General features: G+C 62.0%; 18 protein-coding genes and 1 tRNA gene. 17 read left to right on the forward strand and 2 right to left on the reverse strand.

Annotated elements, in window-relative coordinates; genetic code table 11:
• The 13 genes from NKH03_RS30680 to NKH03_RS30740 form a co-directional block, all read left to right on the forward strand.
• The coding region (locus tag NKH03_RS30680) for an EF-Tu C-terminal domain-related protein (RefSeq protein WP_446669874.1) at positions 1-128 on the forward strand (128 nt) is incomplete at its 5' end.
• Between the two features lie 162 nt (positions 129-290).
• The gene (locus NKH03_RS30685; protein ID WP_352972635.1) at positions 291-1,934 is read left to right on the forward strand and encodes a COG3904 family protein; all 1,644 of its coding nucleotides are present in this window, start codon (positions 291-293) and stop codon (positions 1,932-1,934) included.
• Between the two features lie 101 nt (positions 1,935-2,035).
• Positions 2,036-2,518 carry a group II truncated hemoglobin gene (locus NKH03_RS30690; protein WP_352972636.1) on the forward strand — a complete coding sequence of 161 codons (483 nt, stop codon included), beginning with the start codon at positions 2,036-2,038 and terminating at the stop codon, positions 2,516-2,518.
• A 193-nt stretch (positions 2,519-2,711) separates the two neighbouring features.
• Positions 2,712-2,787: transfer RNA gene (locus NKH03_RS30695), tRNA-Trp, on the forward strand.
• A 363-nt stretch (positions 2,788-3,150) separates the two neighbouring features.
• Entirely contained in the window at positions 3,151-3,354 is a 204-nt protein-coding gene (gene secE / locus NKH03_RS30700; protein ID WP_013531408.1) for a preprotein translocase subunit SecE, read from the forward strand.
• 27 nt (positions 3,355-3,381) lie between these two features.
• A complete protein-coding gene (gene nusG / locus NKH03_RS30705; protein ID WP_352873580.1) occupies positions 3,382-3,909 on the forward strand; it encodes a transcription termination/antitermination protein NusG in 528 nt (175 codons plus the stop codon).
• Between the two features lie 176 nt (positions 3,910-4,085).
• Positions 4,086-4,514: a 50S ribosomal protein L11 gene (gene rplK, locus NKH03_RS30710; RefSeq protein WP_013531410.1), complete on the forward strand. Its 429-nt coding sequence runs from the start codon at positions 4,086-4,088 to the stop codon at positions 4,512-4,514.
• A 4-nt stretch (positions 4,515-4,518) separates the two neighbouring features.
• Positions 4,519-5,217, forward strand: a complete 699-nt coding sequence (gene rplA / locus NKH03_RS30715; protein WP_109672641.1) for a 50S ribosomal protein L1 — start codon at positions 4,519-4,521, stop codon at positions 5,215-5,217.
• Positions 5,218-5,593: 376 nt separating this feature from the next.
• On the forward strand, positions 5,594-6,112 hold the full coding sequence (rplJ, locus tag NKH03_RS30720) for a 50S ribosomal protein L10 (protein WP_013531412.1): 519 nt from the start codon (positions 5,594-5,596) through the stop codon (positions 6,110-6,112).
• Between the two features lie 54 nt (positions 6,113-6,166).
• Positions 6,167-6,544 (forward strand): 50S ribosomal protein L7/L12, encoded by a 378-nt coding sequence (rplL, locus tag NKH03_RS30725; protein WP_027038853.1) that lies wholly within the window; start codon positions 6,167-6,169, stop codon positions 6,542-6,544.
• A 251-nt stretch (positions 6,545-6,795) separates the two neighbouring features.
• Complete coding sequence (rpoB, locus tag NKH03_RS30730) at positions 6,796-10,932, forward strand: DNA-directed RNA polymerase subunit beta (RefSeq protein WP_352883413.1); 4,137 nt, start codon at positions 6,796-6,798, stop codon at positions 10,930-10,932.
• Between the two features lie 131 nt (positions 10,933-11,063).
• Positions 11,064-15,260, forward strand: coding sequence for a DNA-directed RNA polymerase subunit beta' (rpoC, locus tag NKH03_RS30735; protein WP_352873584.1), 4,197 nt, complete (start codon positions 11,064-11,066; stop codon positions 15,258-15,260).
• An 81-nt stretch (positions 15,261-15,341) separates the two neighbouring features.
• A complete protein-coding gene (locus NKH03_RS30740) occupies positions 15,342-16,007 on the forward strand; it encodes an O-methyltransferase (protein ID WP_352972637.1) in 666 nt (221 codons plus the stop codon).
• Positions 16,008-16,040: 33 nt separating this feature from the next.
• Here the strand turns inward: NKH03_RS30740 and NKH03_RS30745 are convergent, their stop codons facing one another.
• The gene (locus NKH03_RS30745; protein WP_352972638.1) at positions 16,041-16,967 is read right to left on the reverse strand and encodes a Gfo/Idh/MocA family protein; all 927 of its coding nucleotides are present in this window, start codon (positions 16,965-16,967) and stop codon (positions 16,041-16,043) included.
• Positions 16,968-17,141: 174 nt separating this feature from the next.
• On the reverse strand, positions 17,142-17,423 hold the full coding sequence (locus NKH03_RS30750; RefSeq protein ID WP_352873587.1) for a transcriptional regulator: 282 nt from the start codon (positions 17,421-17,423) through the stop codon (positions 17,142-17,144).
• A 495-nt stretch (positions 17,424-17,918) separates the two neighbouring features.
• Between NKH03_RS30750 and rpsL the strand changes: the two genes are divergently transcribed.
• The 4 genes from rpsL to NKH03_RS30770 all read left to right on the forward strand — a co-directional run.
• Complete coding sequence (rpsL, locus tag NKH03_RS30755) at positions 17,919-18,290, forward strand: 30S ribosomal protein S12 (protein WP_006333356.1); 372 nt, start codon at positions 17,919-17,921, stop codon at positions 18,288-18,290.
• Positions 18,291-18,364: 74 nt separating this feature from the next.
• Positions 18,365-18,835, forward strand: coding sequence for a 30S ribosomal protein S7 (rpsG, locus tag NKH03_RS30760; RefSeq protein ID WP_008875664.1), 471 nt, complete (start codon positions 18,365-18,367; stop codon positions 18,833-18,835).
• A 29-nt stretch (positions 18,836-18,864) separates the two neighbouring features.
• Entirely contained in the window at positions 18,865-20,955 is a 2,091-nt protein-coding gene (fusA, locus tag NKH03_RS30765; RefSeq protein ID WP_352972639.1) for an elongation factor G, read from the forward strand.
• A 99-nt stretch (positions 20,956-21,054) separates the two neighbouring features.
• On the forward strand, positions 21,055-21,145 hold a 91-nt coding region (locus tag NKH03_RS30770; RefSeq protein WP_032908143.1), incomplete at its 3' end, for a GTP-binding protein.

Raw genomic sequence — 21,145 nt, forward strand, 5'->3', positions numbered from 1 at the left:
CGGGCGACAACATCACGGTCGATGTCGAGCTGATCGTGCCGATCGCCATGGAAGAGAAGCTGCGCTTCGCCATCCGTGAAGGCGGCCGCACCGTCGGTGCCGGCATCGTCGTCACCATCAAGGAATAACCGACACCGGCCTGTGCCGGTCGGGTTCGAAACGGAAAGGGCGGTCCTTGGGGCCGCCCTTTTCTTTTGCCTGGCGATCGGGTGTTCGCCTTGTCGCCCGGACCCTGTTGCAAGCCTTTGGACCTCGTCTAGTATAGGTTGCAGCAAGGGGCTTTTTTCCAAATGGTTCCAGGGCGCCTTTTCCATCGTCGGGCATTGTGGTCGCTGCGGCTGATCTGCCTGCTGGCGTTGCTTGTTACCGGACGTGCCTTTGCGACGGATACGGCCCCGGATCTCGGTCCGACGATGCGCTTCGGCATTGTCCGCGGCAATGCACCGGGGTGCGAGCCGATCTGCCCGGAATGGATCTCGGCGGAAGGCTCGATAGAAGCTGGAACGCCGGCTTTGTTCAAACGGATGCTGAAGACGCTTGGCGGGCGAAAACTGCCGATCGTCGTCAATTCTCCCGGCGGCAATGTCGAGGCGGCGCTGACGCTTGGCCGGCTGATCCGCAAGAACAAGCTCGATATCGCCATTGGCAAGACGGCGTTCGCCGGTTGCCAGCCCGACGCGAATGGTTGCCAGGACCGTGACAAGAATGGCGCCCGCTACTTTGGCAGTGTCCTTGCCTATGGCGCCATGTGCAATTCCGCCTGTCCGTTGATGTTTGCCGGTGGCGTTCGGCGGGTAGCAGGCGAATGGACCTATCTCGGCGTCCATCAGATCACCACGACCTACATCCGCACGAAACTGCAATACCGGACCACCTACCGTATCGTGGGGGGCAAGAAGAAAGTCCTCAACACAAGGATCGTCAGCCGCAAGAACGCCGGCAGCTACAAGACCTACGAGATGAGCAAGGCGGTGGAGAAAAAGCTGGCGGCCTATCTCAACGAGATGGGCATCGAACGAAGCGTGCTCGAAACGATGAAGAGCACGCCGGCCAGCGAAATCCACCAGATCGCCCTCGACGACATGCTGACGATGAAATTGGTCACCAGTGTGGATGCCGTGGACCTGTTGACCGCCGCGAGCCTGTGCAGGCCGGATCGATTGGCCGCGAATTGCCTGGAAATACCGGGGAATAAGCCCGATGGCCTGACGACCGCGGCCAAGCCTGCTCCGCTGCCGGCCGGGCCCGAGGGTGTGCAGCGCGATGAAGACATGCGCTTCGTCGTGGTTCGCGGCAGCAACCCGCTCTGCAATCCGGATTGCCCGGAATGGATCTCGGCGGAAGGCGTGATCACGCCTCGGACCCCGCGGAGGCTGCGCCAGTTGCTCGCCACGCTTGGCGACCGGCTGCTGCCTGTCGTGCTCAGCTCAAAGGGTGGCGACCTGCCTGGCGCTCTGGCGGCGGGACGGCTTATCCATCAAAGGAAGCTCGACGTCGCCGTTGGCCGCACCGATTTCGTCGACTGTGACCCGGGAGAGTGGAGTTGTCTGGCCAAGGAGGGCGCCTATGCCGGGCTGAGTATCGATGCGGGAGTGGAGTGCGGTTCGGCCTGTGCGCTTATGCTTGCCGGCGGCGTGAGACGGCTTGTTGGTCCCCGTGCGCGGCTTAGCCTGTACCCGATGGGGCAAATGCGGGTGGTCAAGGCCTATCTCAAGGAGATGGGGATCGATCCCGCTCTTTTCACGGCGATCGAGGGGCCCTCGGTCGAGCGGCAGCTGGAACCCGGCACGATGCTGAGGCTTGGGCTGACGACGAGCCCGCAATCGGTTGACGCGCTGACCGGCGCCACCATCTGCGACGGGGTGCCGAAACCGCGGAATTGCCGGATGCGGCCTTCCGCCAATGCCGAGGCTGACGCGCCCGCCAAACTGTAGAGCGCGCGACGTCGGAAACTGGCCATCGAGGCAGGTTGAGCCATTCTCGATTTTTCCGCTATCGTTGCTGCTGCCGGCGCCGGGGCGGCGGAGGATCGAGAATGAGCCAGGATATCCCGACACTCTACGAATGGGCCGGCGGCAGCGAGGCGTTGAGCCGGCTGACCCAGACCTTCTACGACAAGGTGGCGCAGGATCCGATCGTCGGGCCGGTGTTCAAGGCCATGTCGCCGGATCATCCCGCCCATGTCGCGGCCTTCATCGGCGAGGTTTTCGGCGGACCGAAAACCTACAGCGAGCAATTTGGCGGCCACCGCGAGATGGTCATGCATCATCTGGGCAAGCATCTGACCGAGGAGCAGCGCCGCCGCTGGATCAACCTCCTGGCCGACGCCGCCGACGCGGTCGGCCTGCCTGACGATCCGGAATTTCGTTCGGCCTTCATGGGCTATGTCGAATGGGGATCGCGGCTGGCCAAGATGAACTCCAATCTCGGCGAAACTTGCGATCCTCAGACGGAACCGATGCCGGCCTGGGGCTGGGGCGTGCCGGGCGGGCCGTATCGGCCACCGGATCCAAAGTAGCTTTCGGTCGCTGCGGGAGTCTCGGAGCGACGCCTAGAAATTTCAAGATCGTGCGCTGGCGCGAGCGGGATTGCCTCGGCCTCGAACATCTGGTGCTGAGGGAACGGGGTTAAGGCGCGTTTGCTTGCAAACCACTCTTTACAGAGCGAGCGGAAGCTTTTAGGAAGCGCCTGCTGCGCCGATATGCGCACGTACGGGCATAGCTCAGTTGGTAGAGCGGCGGTCTCCAAAACCGCAGGTCGTAGGTTCGAGCCCTGCTGCCCGTGCCATTTCTCGAAATGGCGTTTCAAAACGATATTTCTGCGGTCTGCCCTTTGAAAATCGGCGACCCGCTTGCCATATCAGCTCGCTTGGGGCATAAAGGCCTCATAGCCGGGACGGAACGACTGGATGGTTCCGATGCGGCGTTTGGTCATAAAGCGGACACTTGCCACTTGCGTGGATCAAGAATCGGTTTTATGTAGACGAAACAGACACGCGACGCGTGGAGCTGGGAAGCCGGCTTTACGCGTCTGATTTGCATGGGCGAATTGATTACGCTGATTCGGCGTGAGATTGGCTCAGGCGGCACGTCCCGGCCAGCGGGATCATCCAGGAGACCCGGCCAACGGGTCTTGAAGACAGAGCGGCATATGGCTTCGAAAACCACAAATCCTTTCGTCTTTCTCCAGCAGGTTCGCGCGGAGACCGCCAAGGTGACTTGGCCGTCGCGGCGCGAAACGATGATCTCGACGGTCATGGTCCTGGCTTTCGCTGTGATCGCGATGATCTTTTTCTTCACCGCTGATCAGCTCATGGGCCTCGCGGTCGAACAGATTCTGGGCATCGGACGCTAAGTCCGGCGATTACGGAGAAGTCTTGAAATGACCGCGCGCTGGTACATCGTCCACGCCTATTCGAACTTTGAAAAGAAGGTCGCCGAGGACATCGAGAACAAGGCCAAGCAGAAGGGCCTGTCCGCCGATATCCACCAGATCGTGGTGCCGACCGAGAAGGTCGTCGAGATTCGTCGCGGCCGCAAGGTCGATGCCGAGCGCAAGTTCTTCCCGGGCTATGTGCTCCTGAAGGCCAACCTGACCGACGCTGTGTTCTCGCTGGTCAAGAACACGCCGAAGGTCACCGGCTTCCTGGGTGACTCCAAGCCGGTGCCGATCACCGAGGCGGAAGCCCAGCGCATCCTGAACCAGGTGCAGGAAGGCGTCGAGCGGCCCAAGCCCTCGGTCACGTTCGAGATCGGCGAGGCGATCCGCGTTTCGGATGGTCCCTTCGCGTCGTTCAACGGTTTCGTCCAGGAAGTGGACGAGGAGCGGGCGCGGCTCAAGGTGGAAGTTTCGATCTTCGGGCGCGCCGTGCCTGTCGATCTGGAATTCGGACAGGTCGAAAAGGGCTGATCCGAAATCCCTGTCGTCAAGCGCGGCAGGGAAGAGCGGCGCGGAGATCGCGCGGCTCTTGAGAACGGTGGGAGACGAGTGCGGCTTTAGCCGGCCACATGGATCGCACCACCAGACTGCAACCGCCGGCACTTTCCCGTTCATGGGAGCCGGCATAGACAAAGGCAGGAAAAGAGATGGCTAAGAAAATTGCAGGCCAGCTCAAGCTCCAGGTCAAAGCGGGTTCGGCCACGCCGTCTCCCCCGATCGGCCCGGCGCTTGGTCAGCGTGGCATCAACATCATGGAGTTCTGCAAGGCGTTCAACGCGCAGACCCAGGAAATGGAAAAGGGATCGCCGGTTCCGGTCGTCATCACCTACTACCAGGACAAGTCCTTCACCTTCGTCATGAAGACGGCGCCGGTGAGCTACTTCCTGAAGAAGGCGGCTAACCTGACGTCTGGTTCCAAGGAGCCGGGCAAGGTCAAGGCCGGTACGGTTTCGCGCGACAAGGTCCGCGAGATCGCCACCGCGAAGATGAAGGATCTGAACGCAAACGACGTCGAAGCGGCCATGCGCATGGTCGAGGGCTCCGCCCGCTCGATGGGTCTGGAAGTGGTGGGCTAAGATCATGGCAAAGATTGCAAAGCGTGTATCGAAGACCCGCGAAGGCATCGATCCCAACAAGGCTTACGCCCTGGGTGATGCACTGAAGCTGCTCAAGGACCGTTCCTCGGTCAAGTTCGACGAGACCATCGAAGTCGCCATGAACCTCGGCGTCGACCCGCGCCACGCCGACCAGATGGTCCGCGGCGTGGTCAATCTGCCGAACGGCACCGGCCGCTCGGTGCGCGTCGCTGTGTTCGCACGCGGCGACAAGGCTGACGAAGCGCGCGCCGCCGGCGCCGACATCGTCGGTGCCGAGGATCTGGTCGACATCGTCCAGAAGGGCACGATCGATTTCGATCGCTGCATCGCGACGCCGGACATGATGCCGCTCGTCGGCCGTCTGGGCAAAGTGCTCGGCCCGCGCGGCATGATGCCGAACCCGAAGGTCGGCACCGTCACCACCGACGTTGCCGCCGCCGTCAAGGCATCGAAGGGCGGCGCTGTCGAGTTCCGCGTCGAGAAGGCCGGCATCGTTCATGCCGGCGTCGGCAAGGTCTCGTTCGAGGTCAAGGCGCTGGAAGAGAACATCCGCGCCTTCGCCGACGCGGTGACCAAGGCAAAGCCGGCTGGTGCCAAGGGCAACTACGTCAAGAAGGTGTCGGTCACCTCGACGATGGGCCCGGGCCTCAAGCTCGACGTCGCGACGCTCACAGCGTCCTGATACGAACATTTGGATCGGCCGCTAAAGGACTGATCCGCAAGCGAATTCCGGGCCTCCGACTTGTCGGCGGCCCGGTACCGGAAACCGAGAGGTTTCCGGACATCCTGTCCGAGATTGCAGGCGGCCCAGAAGCCTTAATTCGATTTGGGCCTGCATGAGACGGGTGAAGACCGGACAACGGAGCGATTGCTCCAATGAAAGGTTCGAACCGTGTTTGCCTTTTGTCTGCGCATCGTCCGGCTTGCCGGCCGGTGTGGCGAAAGGGGGCAGGATCCTCGAGCGTCGTTCGGGAGATCCGTTATTGGATGGCCCGGCCGACAAAGGCAACCCGACGCCTGTCCCCGTTAATGGGGCAGGGGTCAACTGGAGATAGGCAGTGGACAGAGCGGAAAAACGCGAACTCGTCACGGGCCTGAACGGTGCGTTCTCGAACGCAGGTTCAGTGGTCGTGGCCCACTACGCCGGTATCACCGTCGCGCAAATGAACGACCTTCGGTCGAAAATGCGCGCCGCCGGTGGCACCGTCAAAGTCGCGAAGAACCGTCTCGCCAAAATCGCTCTTCAGGGCACGGACTCCGCATCGATCATCGAGCTGTTCAAGGGACAGACGCTGATTGCTTATTCGGAGGATCCGATTGCGGCGCCGAAGGTCGCGTCCGATTTCGCCAAGGGAAATGACAAGCTTGTCATTCTCGGCGGCGCAATGGGCACCACCTCGCTCAACGCCGACGGTGTGAAGGCACTCGCCACACTTCCGTCGCTCGATGAGCTGCGCGCCAGGCTGGTTGGCATGATCGCCACGCCGGCAACCCGGATCGCCCAGATCGTCAATGCGCCAGCGGCTTCGGTCGCGCGCGTCATCGGCGCTTACGCCCGGAAGGACGAGGCGGCATGAGGCCGTTCCTCGCTATCACAAACACACGTTCGAACCTTATGAAGGAATACAACAATGGCTGATCTCGCAAAGATCGTAGACGACCTTTCGAAGCTGACCGTCCTCGAGGCGGCCGAGCTGTCGAAGCTTCTGGAAGAAAAGTGGGGCGTTTCCGCCGCTGCTCCGGTGGCTGTTGCCGCCGCTGGCGGTGGTGCGGCCGCTGCTGCTCCGGTCGAGGAAAAGACGGAATTCGACGTCGTCCTCACCGAGGCAGGCGCTCAGAAGATCAACGTCATCAAGGAAGTCCGCGCCATCACCGGTCTTGGCCTCAAGGAAGCCAAGGATCTGGTTGAAGCGGCTCCGAAGCCGGTCAAGGAAGCCGTTTCCAAGGCCGACGCTGACAAGTTCAAGGCCCAGCTGGAAGCAGCCGGCGCCAAGGTCGAACTGAAGTAAGCGTAAAAGCGGCGGACGGCCTCGCGCCGTCCGCCACTCCCTTCGCCTGGAAGGGAGCATGCGTAACGCGAGACGTACGAGAACCTCTTTCCTGAGGGCCGAAACCGGCCTTCAGGAAACGGGTTTTCTCCCGTTCTAACCGGCCGCCGACAGGCGCCGGGAAAACAGACAGAGGGTTGCCGCCAAGGTGGCCCAGCATGCAAGGCGAGCCGCGGCGAGGCTCGTCCCGAGTTTTGAGCTAAGGAGCGACGATGGCCCAGACCCAGACTTTCAATGGCCGCAGACGCGTACGCAAGTTCTTCGGAAAGATTCCGGAAGTTGCGGAGATGCCGAACCTGATCGAGGTTCAGAAGGCATCCTATGACCAGTTCCTGATGGTGGCGGAGCCCAAGGGTGGGCGTCCGGACGAGGGACTGCAGGCAGTTTTCAAGTCGGTCTTCCCGATCTCCGATTTTTCCGGCTCCTCGATGCTGGAGTTCGTGAAGTACGAGTTCGAAGGACCGAAATTCGACGTTGACGAATGCCGTCAGCGCGACCTCACCTATGCCGCGCCGCTCAAGGTGACGCTGCGCCTCATCGTGTTCGATATCGACGAGGATACCGGCGCCAAGTCCATCAAGGACATCAAGGAGCAGGACGTCTACATGGGCGACATGCCGCTCATGACTCTGAACGGCACCTTCATCGTCAACGGCACCGAGCGCGTCATCGTCTCGCAGATGCACCGCTCGCCGGGCGTCTTCTTCGACCATGACAAAGGCAAGTCGCACTCGTCGGGCAAGCTTCTGTTTGCCGCGCGCGTCATCCCCTATCGCGGTTCGTGGCTCGACATCGAGTTCGATTCCAAGGACGTCGTGCACGCCCGCATCGATCGTCGCCGCAAGATTCCGGTGACGTCGCTGCTGATGGCACTCGGCATGGACGGCGAAGAGATCCTGTCGACCTTCTACAACAAGATCACCTACAAGCGCGCCGGCGACCATTGGCGCATTCCGTTCAACGTCGAGCGTTTCCGCGGCCTCAAGGCTGTCGGCGACCTTGTCGATGCCGATACGGGCGAGGTCGTCGTCGAAGCCGGCAAGAAGATCACCGCACGCCAGGCAAGGGCGCTCGGCGAAAAGGGTCTCAAGGCGATCAAGGCGACCGACGAGGATCTGCTCGGCAACTACCTGGCCGAGGACATCGTCAACTTCGCCACCGGCGAGATCTTCCTCGAAGCCGGCGACGAGATCGACGAGAAGACGCTGAAGGTTCTGCTCGGCACCGGCGAAGACGAGATCAAGGTTCTCGACATCGACCACGTCAATGTCGGCGCCTATATCCGCAACACGCTCAACGTCGACAAGAACGAGAGCCGCCAGGACGCGCTGTTCGACATCTATCGTGTCATGCGCCCCGGCGAGCCGCCGACGCTCGAAACCGCCGAAGCCATGTTCAACTCGCTGTTCTTCGACTCAGAGCGCTACGATCTGTCGGCCGTCGGCCGCGTCAAGATGAACATGCGCCTCGAACTCAAGGCCGAGGACACCGTGCGCGTGCTGCGCAAGGACGACATCCTGGCCGTGGTCAGGACGCTGGTCGAATTGCGTGACGGCAAGGGCGAAATCGACGACATCGACAATCTCGGCAACCGCCGCGTGCGTTCGGTCGGCGAGCTGATGGAAAACCAGTACCGTGTCGGCCTGCTGCGCATGGAGCGCGCGATCAAGGAGCGTATGTCCTCGATCGAGATCGACACGGTCATGCCGCAGGACCTGATCAACGCCAAGCCGGCGGCCGCCGCCGTGCGCGAGTTCTTCGGTTCCTCGCAGCTGTCGCAGTTCATGGACCAGACCAACCCGCTGTCGGAGATCACCCACAAGCGCCGCCTCTCGGCGCTTGGACCGGGCGGTCTGACCCGCGAGCGCGCCGGCTTCGAGGTGCGCGACGTGCACCCGACGCATTACGGCCGCATCTGCCCGATCGAGACGCCGGAAGGCCCGAATATCGGTCTGATCAACTCGCTGGCCACCTTCGCGCGCGTCAACAAGTACGGCTTTATCGAGAGCCCGTACCGCAAGATCGTCGACGGCAAGCTGACCAATGAAGTCGTCTATCTCTCGGCGATGGAAGAGGCCAAGCACCATGTCGCGCAGGCCAACGCCGAGCTCGACAAGAACGGTGGTTTCGTCGACGAATTCGTCATTTGCCGCAGCGCCGGCGAAGTGATGATGGCGCCGCGCGAAAACGTCGATCTGATGGACGTTTCGCCCAAGCAGATGGTGTCGGTTGCCGCGGCCCTGATCCCGTTCCTGGAAAACGACGACGCCAACCGCGCCCTGATGGGCTCGAACATGCAGCGTCAGGCCGTGCCGCTGGTGCGCGCCGAGGCGCCGTTCGTCGGCACCGGCATGGAGCCGATCGTCGCCCGTGACTCGGGCGCCGCCATCGGCGCCCGCCGCGGCGGCATCGTCGACCAGGTCGACGCGACGCGTATAGTCATCCGCGCCACCGAGGATCTCGATCCGGGCAAGTCCGGCGTCGATATCTACCGGCTGATGAAGTTCCAGCGTTCGAACCAGAACACCTGCATCAACCAGCGTCCGCTGGTTCGTATGGGCGACCGGGTCAACAAGGGCGACATCATCGCCGACGGTCCGTCGACCGAGCTCGGTGATCTGGCACTCGGCCGCAACGTGCTGGTCGCGTTCATGCCGTGGAACGGCTACAACTACGAGGACTCGATCCTCCTGTCCGAACGCATCGTCGCCGATGACGTCTTCACCTCGATCCACATCGAGGAGTTCGAGGTCATGGCCCGCGATACCAAGCTCGGGCCGGAGGAAATCACGCGCGATATCCCGAACGTCTCGGAAGAAGCGCTGAAGAACCTCGACGAAGCCGGCATCGTCTACATCGGCGCCGAAGTTCAGCCGGGTGATATCCTGGTCGGCAAGATCACGCCGAAGGGCGAAAGCCCGATGACGCCAGAAGAGAAGCTTCTGCGCGCCATCTTCGGCGAAAAGGCATCCGATGTGCGCGACACCTCGATGCGCATGCCTCCGGGCACTTTCGGAACCGTCGTCGAGGTGCGCGTGTTCAATCGCCACGGTGTGGAGAAGGACGAGCGCGCCATGGCGATCGAGCGCGAGGAGATCGAACGCCTCGCCAAGGACCGCGACGACGAGCAGGCCATTCTGGACCGCAACGTCTACGCGCGTCTTTCCGACGTGCTCGTCGGCAAGGAAGCGATCGCTGGACCGAAGGGCTTCAAGAAGGGCTCGACGCTGTCCAAGGATACGCTCGACGAGTATCCGCGCTCGCAGTGGTGGCAGTTTGCCGTGGAGAACGAAAAGCTCCAGAGCGAACTGGAAGCCCTGCGTGGCCAGTACGACGACTCCAAGAAGGCGCTCGAACAGCGTTTCATGGACAAGGTCGAGAAGGTCCAGCGCGGCGACGAAATGCCTCCAGGCGTCATGAAGATGGTCAAGGTCTTCGTGGCCGTGAAGCGCAAGATGCAGCCCGGCGACAAGATGGCCGGCCGTCACGGCAACAAGGGTGTCGTGTCGCGGATCGTTCCGGTCGAGGACATGCCTTTCCTCGAGGACGGCACGCATGCAGATATCGTGCTCAACCCGCTGGGTGTGCCGAGCCGCATGAATGTCGGCCAGATCCTGGAAACGCATCTGGGCTGGGCATGCGCGGGCATGGGCAAGAAGATCGGCGAGCTGATCGACGCGTACAAGGTGGCGGGCGATATCAAGCCGCTGCGCAAGACGCTCGAAAGCTTCATCCCGGCCAACGACCGCAACGAGCCGGTTCGCGAGTATGACGACGAGAGCATCGTTCGCCTCAGCGAGCAGATGCGCCGCGGCGTTTCGATCGCGACCCCGGTGTTCGACGGCGCGCATGAGGCTGACATCAACATCATGCTGGAGCAGGCGGGCCTGCACACCAGCGGTCAGTCGCAGCTCTATGACGGACGCACCGGCGAGCCGTTCGATCGCAAGGTGACGATGGGCTACATATATATGCTCAAGCTTCACCATCTCGTGGACGACAAGATCCACGCGCGTTCGATCGGTCCGTACTCGCTCGTCACCCAGCAGCCGCTGGGCGGCAAGGCGCAGTTCGGTGGCCAGCGCTTCGGCGAGATGGAGGTCTGGGCGCTCGAAGCATACGGCGCCGCCTACACGCTGCAGGAAATGCTGACGGTGAAGTCGGACGACGTCGCCGGCCGCACCAAGGTCTACGAGGCGATCGTCCGTGGCGACGACACCTTCGAGGCCGGCATTCCGGAGAGCTTCAACGTTCTCGTCAAGGAAATGCGGTCTCTCGGCCTCAATGTCGAGCTTGAGAACACCAAGCTCGACGACAACCCGATCCGGCTGCCCGACGCGGCCGAGTAAGAAAGACATCCGGTCGCGGGCTGCCGCGACCGGATGCACCAAATTCTTCGGCCAGTGGCCGACAAGACGGCGGGCGTTTGGCTCGCGACTAGATGCAAGGGGTTTTCGAGGACCCCGAAAAGGAGAACGGCATGAACCAAGAGGTCATGAATCTCTTCAATCCGCAGGCGCCTGCGCAGGTGTTCGATTCCATCCGGATATCGCTTGCCAGCCCTGAGAAGATTCTGTCCTGGTCTTTCGGCGAGATCAAGAAGCCGGAGACCATCAACTACCGCACCTTCAAGCCGGAGCGTGACGGTCTGTTCTGCGCGCGCATTTTTGGCCCGATCAAGGACTATGAGTGCCTGTGCGGCAAGTACAAGCGCATGAAGTACAAGGGCGTCATCTGCGAGAAGTGCGGCGTCGAAGTCACGCTGTCGCGCGTTCGCCGCGAGCGCATGGGCCATATCGAACTGGCGGCACCGGTCGCCCATATCTGGTTCCTGAAGTCGCTGCCGTCGCGCATCGGCACGCTGCTCGACATGACCCTGAAGGACATCGAGCGCGTCCTCTACTTCGAGAACTACATCGTCACCGAACCTGGCCTCACCGCGCTGAAGGAGCACCAGTTGCTCAGCGAGGAAGAGTACATGATCGCCGTCGACGAGTATGGCGAGGATTCGTTCACCGCCATGATCGGCGCCGAGGCCATTCATGACCTCCTGGCCGGCATGGACTTGGAGAAGATCGCCGGCGACCTGCGTTCGGAACTGGCTTCGACCACCTCCGAGCTGAAGCAGAAGAAGTATCTGAAGCGGCTCAAGGTCGTCGAGAACTTCATGGAATCCGGCAACCGTCCGGAATGGATGATCATGAAGGTGGTCCCGGTGATCCCGCCGGACCTGCGCCCGCTCGTCCCGCTGGACGGCGGTCGCTTCGCCACGTCGGATCTGAACGACCTCTATCGCCGCGTCATCAACCGCAACAACCGTCTGAAGCGGCTGATCGAGCTGCGCGCCCCCGGCATCATCGTGCGCAATGAAAAGCGCATGCTGCAGGAAGCCGTCGATGCGCTGTTCGACAACGGCCGTCGCGGCCGCGTCATCACCGGCGCCAACAAGCGTCCGCTGAAGTCGCTGTCCGACATGCTCAAGGGCAAGCAGGGCCGGTTCCGTCAGAACCTGCTCGGCAAGCGCGTCGACTATTCCGGCCGCTCGGTCATCGTGACCGGCCCGGAGCTCAAGCTGCACCAGTGCGGCCTGCCCAAGAAGATGGCGCTCGAACTGTTCAAGCCCTTCATCTATGCCCGTCTCGACGCCAAGGGTTACTCCTCGACCGTCAAGCAGGCGAAGAAGCTGGTCGAGAAGGAGCGTCCGGAAGTCTGGGATATCCTCGACGAGGTCATCCGCGAGCATCCGGTGCTGTTGAACCGTGCGCCGACGCTGCACCGTCTCGGCATCCAGGCGTTCGAGCCGATCCTGATCGAAGGCAAGGCGATCCAGCTGCACCCGCTGGTCTGCACGGCCTTCAACGCCGACTTCGACGGCGACCAGATGGCCGTTCACGTGCCGCTGTCGCTGGAAGCGCAGCTTGAAGCCCGCGTGCTGATGATGTCGACTAACAACATCCTGCACCCGGCTTCCGGCGCGCCGATCATCGTGCCGTCGCAGGACATGGTTCTCGGTCTCTACTATCTCTCGATCGTCAACCAGAACGAGCCGGGCGAGGGCATGGTGTTTGCCGACATGGGCGAACTCCAGCACGCGCTCGAGACCAAGGCGGTGACGCTGCACTCCAAGATCAAGGGTCGTTTCCGCACGGTCGACGCCGAAGGCAAGGTCGTGTCGAAGATCCATGACACCACCCCTGGCCGCATGATCATCGGCGAGCTTCTGCCGAAGAACGTCAACGTGCCTTATGAGACCGCCAACCAGGAGATGACCAAGAAGAACATCTCCAAGATGATCGACACCGTCTACCGCCACTGCGGTCAGAAGGAGACGGTCATTTTCTGCGATCGCATCATGGCGCTCGGCTTCAGCCATGCCTGCCGTGCCGGCATTTCGTTCGGCAAGGACGACATGCTGATCCCGGATGCCAAGATCAAGCTGGTCTCCGACACCGAGGCGTTGGCCAAGGAATACGAGCAGCAGTACAATGACGGTCTGATCACGCAGGGCGAGAAGTACAACAAGGTCGTCGACGCCTGGGCCAAGTGCTCGGAAAAGGTCGCCGACGAAATGATGGCCCGCATCAAGGCGGTCGAGTTCGAGGACAATGGCCGTCAAAAGCCGATGAACTCGATCTATATGATGTCGCACTCCGGTGCGCGTGGCTCGCCCACCCAGATGCGTCAGCTCGCCGGCATGCGCGGCCTTATGGCCAAGCCGTCGGGTGAAATCATCGAGACGCCGATCATCTCGAACTTCAAGGAAGGCCTGACCGTGCTCGAGTACTTCAACTCGACCCACGGCGCCCGCAAGGGTCTGGCCGACACCGCCTTGAAGACGGCGAACTCGGGTTACCTCACCCGTCGTCTGGTCGACGTGGCGCAGGACTGCATCGTCAACTCCGTCGACTGCGGCACCGACAAGGGCCTCACCATGCAGCCGATCGTCGATGCCGGTCAGGTCGTCGCTTCGGTCGGCCAGCGCGTGCTGGGTCGTACGTCGCTCGACGACATCACCCATCCGGTGTCGGGCGAGATCCTGGTCAAGGCCGGAACGCTGATGGACGAGCGTGACGTGGAACAGATCGAAAAGGCCGGCGTTCAGTCGGTTCGCATTCGCTCGGCACTGACTTGCGAAGTCAGGGTTGGCGTCTGCGCGGTCTGCTACGGTCGCGATCTGGCCCGCGGCACCCCGGTCAACCAGGGTGAAGCAGTCGGCGTCATCGCGGCGCAGTCGATCGGCGAGCCGGGTACCCAGCTCACCATGCGTACCTTCCACATGGGCGGTACGGCACAGGTGGTGGATAGCTCGTTCCTTGAAGCCTCCTATGAGGGCAAGGTCGAGATCCGCAACCGCAACGTGGTGCGCAACTCCGACGGCCAGCAGATGGTCATGGGCCGCAACATGGCGGTGCTGATCCTCGACGAAGCCGGCAAGGAGCGCGCCTCGCACCGCCTCACCTATGGTTCGCGCATCTTCGTGGACGATGGTGACAAGGTGAAGCGCGGCCAGCGTATCGCCGAGTGGGATCCCTACACCCGCCCGGTCCTCACCGAAATCGAGGGCAGGGTGTCGTACGAGGATCTGGTCGACGGCATTTCCGTTCAGGAAACCGCCGACGAGTCGACCGGCATCACCAAGCGTGAGGTCATCGATTGGCGCTCGACGCCACGCGGCAACGACCTGAAGCCGGCGATTGCCATCCAGGACGCCAAGGGCAAGGTTGGCAAGCTGTCCAAGGGTGGCGACGCCCGCTTCCTGCTCTCGGTCGAGGCCATTCTTTCGGTCGAGCCGGGCTCGCAGGTTCGCCCCGGCGACGTGCTGGCGCGTATCCCGATGGAAAGCGCCAAGACCAAGGACATCACCGGCGGTCTGCCGCGTGTTGCCGAACTGTTCGAGGCACGTCGTCCGAAGGATCACGCCATCATCGCCGAGATCGACGGTACGATCCGCTTCGGCCGCGACTACAAGAACAAGCGTCGCATCATCATCGAGCCGCATGACTCGACGCTTGAGCCGGTCGAATACCTGATCCCGAAGGGCAAGCCGTTCCATCTCCAGGACGGCGACGTCATCGAGAAGGGCGACTACATCCTCGACGGCAATCCGGCGCCGCACGACATCCTGGCGATCAAGGGCGTGGAGGCACTTGCTTCCTACCTCGTCAACGAAATCCAGGAAGTCTACCGTCTGCAGGGCGTGTCGATCAACGACAAGCACATCGAGGTGATCGTTCGCCAGATGCTGCAGAAGGTCGAGATCACGGTGCAGGGCGACTCGACCTACATTCCAGGCGATCATGTCGACGTGATCGAACTGGAAGAGGTCAACGAGCGTCTGGTCGAGGACGGCAAGAAGCCGGCCGAAGGCCTGCCGGTGCTGCTCGGCATCACCAAGGCATCGCTGCAGACGCCGTCCTTCATCTCGGCGGCCTCCTTCCAGGAGACGACCCGGGTGCTGACGGAAGCTGCGGTTGCCGGCAAGACCGACATGCTGCAGGGACTGAAGGAAAACGTCATCGTCGGCCGGCTTATCCCGGCCGGCACCGGCGGCACGATGAGCCAGATCCGGCGCATCGCCACCTCGCGCGACGAACTGATCATCGACGAGCGCCGCAAGGCCTCCGGTGTGGAAGTCGCCGAGCCAATGCTGGCCGACATGACAAACGCCGCGCAGTAAGCACGGAAGACGGGAAGAAGGAAAAGGGGCCAAGTGGCCCCTTTTCGCGTTTTGGGTTCCGCATCGGATCGGAGAAAGATAATGAGCAAGACGAGCTGGGCGGCAGTCGACGACTACATCGTCGGTTCCCTGTTTGAGGCGGACCCCGTCCTGGATGCCGTTCTGGCGGCCAACCACGACCACGGCCTGCCGGCGATCGACGTGTCGCCGGCGCAAGGCAAGCTGCTTTCACTTCTTGTGTGCATACAGGGAGCGAAGAAGGTTCTCGAGATCGGCACGCTGGGCGGCTATTCGACCGTCTGGATGGCGCGGGCGCTGCCTGTCGATGGCAAGATCGTGACGCTTGAGCTCGATCCGCTCCACGCCGACGTCGCGCAATCGAATTTCGAGCGGGCAGGCGTCTCGGAGCGTGTGGAACTGCGGGTCGGGCCTGCCCTTCAGTCGCTTGCCGCGCTGGGTGCCGAGAATGCCGGACCGTTTGACCTCGTCTTCATCGACGCCGACAAGCCGAACAACCCGCATTATCTATCCTGGGCCATGCGGCTTTCGAGGCCGGGAACCGTGATCATCTGCGACAACGTCATACGCGACGGTGCTGTGCTCGATCAGGGTGGCCGTGATCCCAATGTCGAAGGGGCACGCGCCGCATTCTCGTTCATTGGCGGCGAGAAGCATCTGGACGGCACCGCCATCCAGACCGTTGGCGCGAAGGGCTATGACGGCTTTGCCATCGCGATCGTCAATTGACAGCCGATAGGCGAACAGCCAAGCCGTCCCTGTTCAATCGAAGAAGGCCTCGACCACGTTGCGCTTGCCGAGCATGAACGCATCGGCGACATGCTGGAGCGGCGCCAGATCGACATCGGAAACGCCGGCTCGCACGATCTCGGCGAAGCGCTTGTAGAGCATCGGGTACTCGGCCTCCGGCACGTCATGAACCACCTTGCCGTCGACCGCGAGCTTGGAGCCGCCGCCCGACAGCACCATGGCGCCCTTGTCGGTGTCGGCCAGGATGTCCCAGCTTTGCGGGCCTGTCTGCAGCCAGTCGAGGTCCATCGTCACCGGCAACCCGTTCGAGGTGCGGAAGGCGACGCGCGCGGCAACCGGGGATGCGCGATTTTCGGGAAAATCGAGCACCGCCGAAGTGATGAACATCGCCGGTAGGATATGGGTGGCGATCGACAGCGCGTTGATGCCGGGATCGAAGACGCCAAAACCGCCTGGGGCCCAGATCCATTCCTGGTTCGGGTGCCAGCGGCGCACGTCTTCCTTCCAGTTGATGGCGGCCGACTTAATCTTGGTCGAGTTCAGGAAGGCGCGAGCGGCTTCGACCGCGGGCGCATAGCGCGAGTGCCAGCTGGCGAACAGCGAGACGCCGTTCCGCGCGGCCAATGCCTTGAGGTCCTCGACCTCGCTGACAGTGGCGCCTGGCGGCTTTTCCAGGAAGACATGCTTCTTCGCCTCGAGTGCCGTCCGCGCCGCGTCGTAGCGGAACTGTGGCGGCATGCAGAGCGATACGGCCTCGAGTTCGGGCACCGCATCGAGCATGGATTCGATGGTCGGAAAATTCGGAATGTCATCCACCTTGCCATGCCGGCTGGCGGCCGCGATGAGGCGATAGTCCTGATCCTTCGCCAGGGCCGGCAGATGCTGGTCGCGGACGATCTTGCCGACGCCGACGATGCCAATCTTGATGGGCTGGGACACGGCCGCTCCGTCTGTTGAACAATGGTGATGGCTTCTTATCAGAACACTTGCCCCGGGCAAGCCGGAGCCGAGAAGCCCACCCCAGCCCTCCTCGAACCGCCGCGCCGGCGTTCAGGAAGCCCCGATCGCCGATTCGCCTCGATGGCCGATTCGAAACTGAGCCGAGGCCGGGTTTCAGATCGGGACGTCGAAGGTAACGATCGAAACTTCGCCTTCGAGCGCGCCCTGGAAGGCGGAGATATGCGGCTCTTCATCGGGCACGCCGTCCATGTCGCCTATCTGGTCGAGCTCGGCCTCGGCGTAACCTTCCGCAGCAAGCGATTCGAGTGCCCGGCGCACCGCCGAATCGTCGTCGGGCGCGACCAGCATGACGTGGACGCCTTCCGGTTTGCCGCCCTTTTTCTTCCACACCCGGCCGGTGATGATGGTGACCGGGCGTTCTTCATTGTCGTTCACGGGTCGATTCCTCTTGGCGATGTGTGGGCGGGCGAGGGGGTTCTGTCTGCTCATGCGGCCTTTTCGCATGAAGAAGAGCCGCGCAACAGCGCAAAGCCATTCACTTTGCTAAAGGCTTGGCACTTTCTTCCTCGCCCTTGCAAAATCGCGAAAGAAAATTACATGCGTTTTTCGCATGGCTGCCGAGCCTTGATTGGCGCGCAATATTTAGCGCTCCGGGCTTGACGGTCCGCGGTCTTACGAGTAGAAGCCGCCCAGTCAGAACCGATGTGAGGCTCTCCCTTCCGAAGCGACACGCTTTGGAGTTTGCCTCAAACAGGGTTCGTTTTACGAGCGAAAAGACATTTCCGGCGTGCACGAAGCGGTTCCGCTTCCTCTGCCATTTGTTCGGGCAAGACCGCGAGGCGCGGTTCGTGGCCCGAATTCGCGTATGGAAATGACGCTTTGAGCGGCCCTGACCGGGCGAGACACGGAATTGAGAGACAAGAGGGTTTAATGCCTACCGTCAACCAGCTGATCCGCAAGCCGCGCATTGCGCCGGTGAAGCGCAACAAGGTCCCGGCCATGCAGCAGAACCCGCAGAAGCGGGGCGTCTGCACACGCGTCTATACAACGACGCCGAAGAAGCCGAACTCGGCGCTGCGCAAGGTGGCCAAGATCCGCCTGACCAATGGTTTTGAAGTGATCGGTTACATCCCCGGCGAAGGCCACAACCTTCAGGAACACTCCGTGGTGATGATCCGCGGCGGCCGCGTCAAGGATCTTCCGGGCGTTCGCTATCACATCATCCGCGGCGTGCTCGACACGCAGGGTGTGAAGAACCGCAAGCAGCGCCGTTCGAAGTACGGCGCCAAGCGCCCGAAGTAAGGCGCTCGAAGTAAGATTTTCCGGCCTTGGCGCTGCTTGAGTGCGTCGGGCTATGAGATTGAGAGACAAAAGCCATGTCGCGTCGTCACAGTGCAGAAAAGCGTGAGATCAATCCGGACCCGAAGTTCGGCGATCTGATCGTCACCAAGTTCATGAACGCCGTCATGTATGACGGTAAGAAGTCGGTTGCCGAGACCATCGTCTACGGCGCTCTCGACCAGGTTCAGTCGAAGACCAAGCAGGAGCCGGTCACCGTCTTCCATCAGGCGCTCGACAATGTCGCGCCGCATGTGGAAGTGCGTTCGCGTCGTGTCGGCGGCGCTACCTATCAGGTTCCGGTCGACGTGCGTCCCGAGCGCCGCCAGGCATTGGCCATTCGCTGGCTGATCGCCGCCGCCCGCAACCGCAACGAGACCACGATGGTCGACCGCCTTTCCGGCGAGCTGATGGATGCGGCCAACAACCGCGGCACCGCCGTCAAGAAGCGTGAAGACACCCACAAGATGGCTGAAGCCAACCGCGCTTTCGCGCACTACCGCTGGTAAAGCGCGAACGAGACTGAGAGGCAGCTACGATGGCCCGCGAATACAAAATCGAAGACTACCGCAATTTCGGTATCATGGCGCATATTGACGCCGGCAAGACGACGACCACCGAGCGCGTCCTCTATTACACGGGCAAGTCGCACAAGATCGGCGAAGTCCACGACGGCGCTGCCACCATGGATTGGATGGAGCAGGAGCAGGAGCGCGGCATCACCATCACGTCCGCCGCGACCACGACCTTCTGGAAGGCTCGTGACGGCAAGATGTACCGCTTCAACATCATCGACACCCCCGGCCACGTCGACTTCACCATCGAAGTTGAGCGTTCGCTGCGCGTTCTCGACGGCGCTATCGCGCTGCTCGATGCCAATGCCGGCGTTGAGCCGCAGACGGAAACCGTCTGGCGTCAGGCCGACAAGTACCGCGTTCCGCGCATGATCTTCTGCAACAAGATGGACAAGATCGGCGCCGACTTCTACCGCTCGGTCGAGATGATCGGTTCGCGCCTCGGTGCGCATGCCGTTGTCATGCAGCTGCCGATCGGCGCCGAGACCGAGTTCAAGGGCGTTGTCGACCTCGTCGAGATGAACGCGCTGGTCTGGCGCGACGAGACGCTGGGCGCTGCCTGGGACATCGTCGAGATCCCGGAAGACCTCAAGGCTCGTGCCGAGGAATACCGCGAGAAGATGATCGAGGCCGCCGTCGAAATGGACGAGACGGCGCTTGAGAATTACCTCGAAGGCAAGATGCCGTCGAATGACGAGATCCGCGCGCTGATCCGCAAGGGCACCATCGCGGTGAAGTTCTACCCGATGTTCTGTGGCTCGGCCTTCAAGAACAAGGGCGTGCAGCCGCTGCTCGACGCCGTCGTCGAATATCTGCCGTCGCCGGCCGATGTTCCGGCCATCAAGGGTGTCGATGCCAAGACCGACGCCGAGATCGAGCGTCACGCCGACGACAACGAGCCGCTGTCGATGCTCGCCTTCAAGATCATGAACGACCCGTTCGTCGGTTCGCTCACCTTTGCCCGCATCTATTCGGGCAAGCTCACCAAGGGCATCTCGGTCGACAACACCGTGAAGGGCAAGAAGGAGCGCATCGGCCGCATGCTGCAGATGCATGCGAATTCGCGCGCCGACGTCGAAGAGGCTTTTGCCGGCGACATCGTTGCTCTGGCAGGTCTCAAGGACACGACCACTGGCGACACGCTCAGCGATCCGCTGCATCCGGTCATCCTCGAGCGGATGGAATTCCCCGATCCGGTCATCCAGATCGCCATCGAGCCGAAGACCAAGAACGACCAGGAAAAGATGGGCCTCGCCCTTCACCGCCTGGCCGCCGAGGATCCGTCCTTCCGCGTGAAGACCGACGAGGAAAGCGGCCAGACCATCATTTCCGGCATGGGCGAACTTCACCTTGACATCATCGTCGACCGCATGCGTCGCGAGTTCAAGGTCGAGGCCAATGTCGGCGCGCCGCAGGTGGCCTATCGCGAGACGATCACCCGCAGGCACGAGCAGGATTACACGCACAAGAAGCAGACCGGCGGTACCGGTCAGTTCGCCCGCGTCAAGATCGTCTTTGAGCCGAACCCGGACAGCAGCGAGTTCGAGTTCGATACCAAGATCGTCGGCGGCGCTGTGCCGAAGGAATACATCCCCGGTGTCGAAAAGGGCATCAACAGCGTCATGACCTCGGGTCCGTTCGCGGGCTTCCCGATGATCGGCGTCAAGGCGACGCTGATCGACGGCGCCTACCACGATGTCGACTCCAGCGTCCTGGCATTCGAAATCGCCGGCCGCGCCTGCTTCCGTGAAGCCGCACCCAAGCTTGGGGTGCAGCTGCTCGAGCCGATCATGAAGGTCGAAGTTGTGACGCCGGAAGACTACGTCGGCAGCGTCATCGGCGATCTGAATGGCCGTCGTGGCCAGATCCAGGGCCAGGAAGCACGTGGCGTGGCCGTGGTCATCAACGCGATGGTGCCGCTCGCCAACATGTTCAAGTACGTCGACAATTTGCGCTCGATGAGCCAGGGCCGTGCGGCCTACACGATGCAGTTCGATCACTATGAGCCGGTCCCGACGGCGGTGGCTCAGGAAGTCCAGAAGAAATACGCGTAAGGGTTCCTTAGCCACCGGGTCGCGTCCTTTTGCGCGGTGCCGGATCTGAAGAGCGAATAACAATTTCCCCCAAGCGGGTAGAATAGACGGAGAACGATTATGGCCAAAGGTAAATTCGAGCGTAACAAGCCTCACGTGAACATCGGCACGATTGGCCACGTCGACCATGGCAAGACGTCGCTGACGGCGG

It is taken from the genome of Mesorhizobium sp. M1406, from assembly GCF_040317555.1.
Classification (GTDB): domain Bacteria; phylum Pseudomonadota; class Alphaproteobacteria; order Rhizobiales; family Rhizobiaceae; genus Mesorhizobium.

Bases quoted from the DNA above. Each gene is read 5' to 3' on its own strand.
- rplA (WP_109672641.1), top strand. From the start codon at position 4,519: ATGGCAAAGATTGCAAAGCGTGTATCGAAGACCCGCGAAGGCATCGAT.
- rplK (WP_013531410.1), top strand. From the start codon at position 4,086: ATGGCTAAGAAAATTGCAGGCCAGCTCAAGCTCCAGGTCAAAGCGGGT.
- nusG (WP_352873580.1), top strand. From the start codon at position 3,382: ATGACCGCGCGCTGGTACATCGTCCACGCCTATTCGAACTTTGAAAAG.
- rpsL (WP_006333356.1), top strand. From the start codon at position 17,919: ATGCCTACCGTCAACCAGCTGATCCGCAAGCCGCGCATTGCGCCGGTG.
- fusA (WP_352972639.1), top strand. From the start codon at position 18,865: ATGGCCCGCGAATACAAAATCGAAGACTACCGCAATTTCGGTATCATG.
- rpoB (WP_352883413.1), top strand. From the start codon at position 6,796: ATGGCCCAGACCCAGACTTTCAATGGCCGCAGACGCGTACGCAAGTTC.
- NKH03_RS30690 (WP_352972636.1), top strand. From the start codon at position 2,036: ATGAGCCAGGATATCCCGACACTCTACGAATGGGCCGGCGGCAGCGAG.
- rpoC (WP_352873584.1), top strand. From the start codon at position 11,064: ATGAACCAAGAGGTCATGAATCTCTTCAATCCGCAGGCGCCTGCGCAG.
- secE (WP_013531408.1), top strand. From the start codon at position 3,151: ATGGCTTCGAAAACCACAAATCCTTTCGTCTTTCTCCAGCAGGTTCGC.
- NKH03_RS30740 (WP_352972637.1), top strand. From the start codon at position 15,342: ATGAGCAAGACGAGCTGGGCGGCAGTCGACGACTACATCGTCGGTTCC.
- rpsG (WP_008875664.1), top strand. From the start codon at position 18,365: ATGTCGCGTCGTCACAGTGCAGAAAAGCGTGAGATCAATCCGGACCCG.
- rplL (WP_027038853.1), top strand. From the start codon at position 6,167: ATGGCTGATCTCGCAAAGATCGTAGACGACCTTTCGAAGCTGACCGTC.
- NKH03_RS30685 (WP_352972635.1), top strand. From the start codon at position 291: ATGGTTCCAGGGCGCCTTTTCCATCGTCGGGCATTGTGGTCGCTGCGG.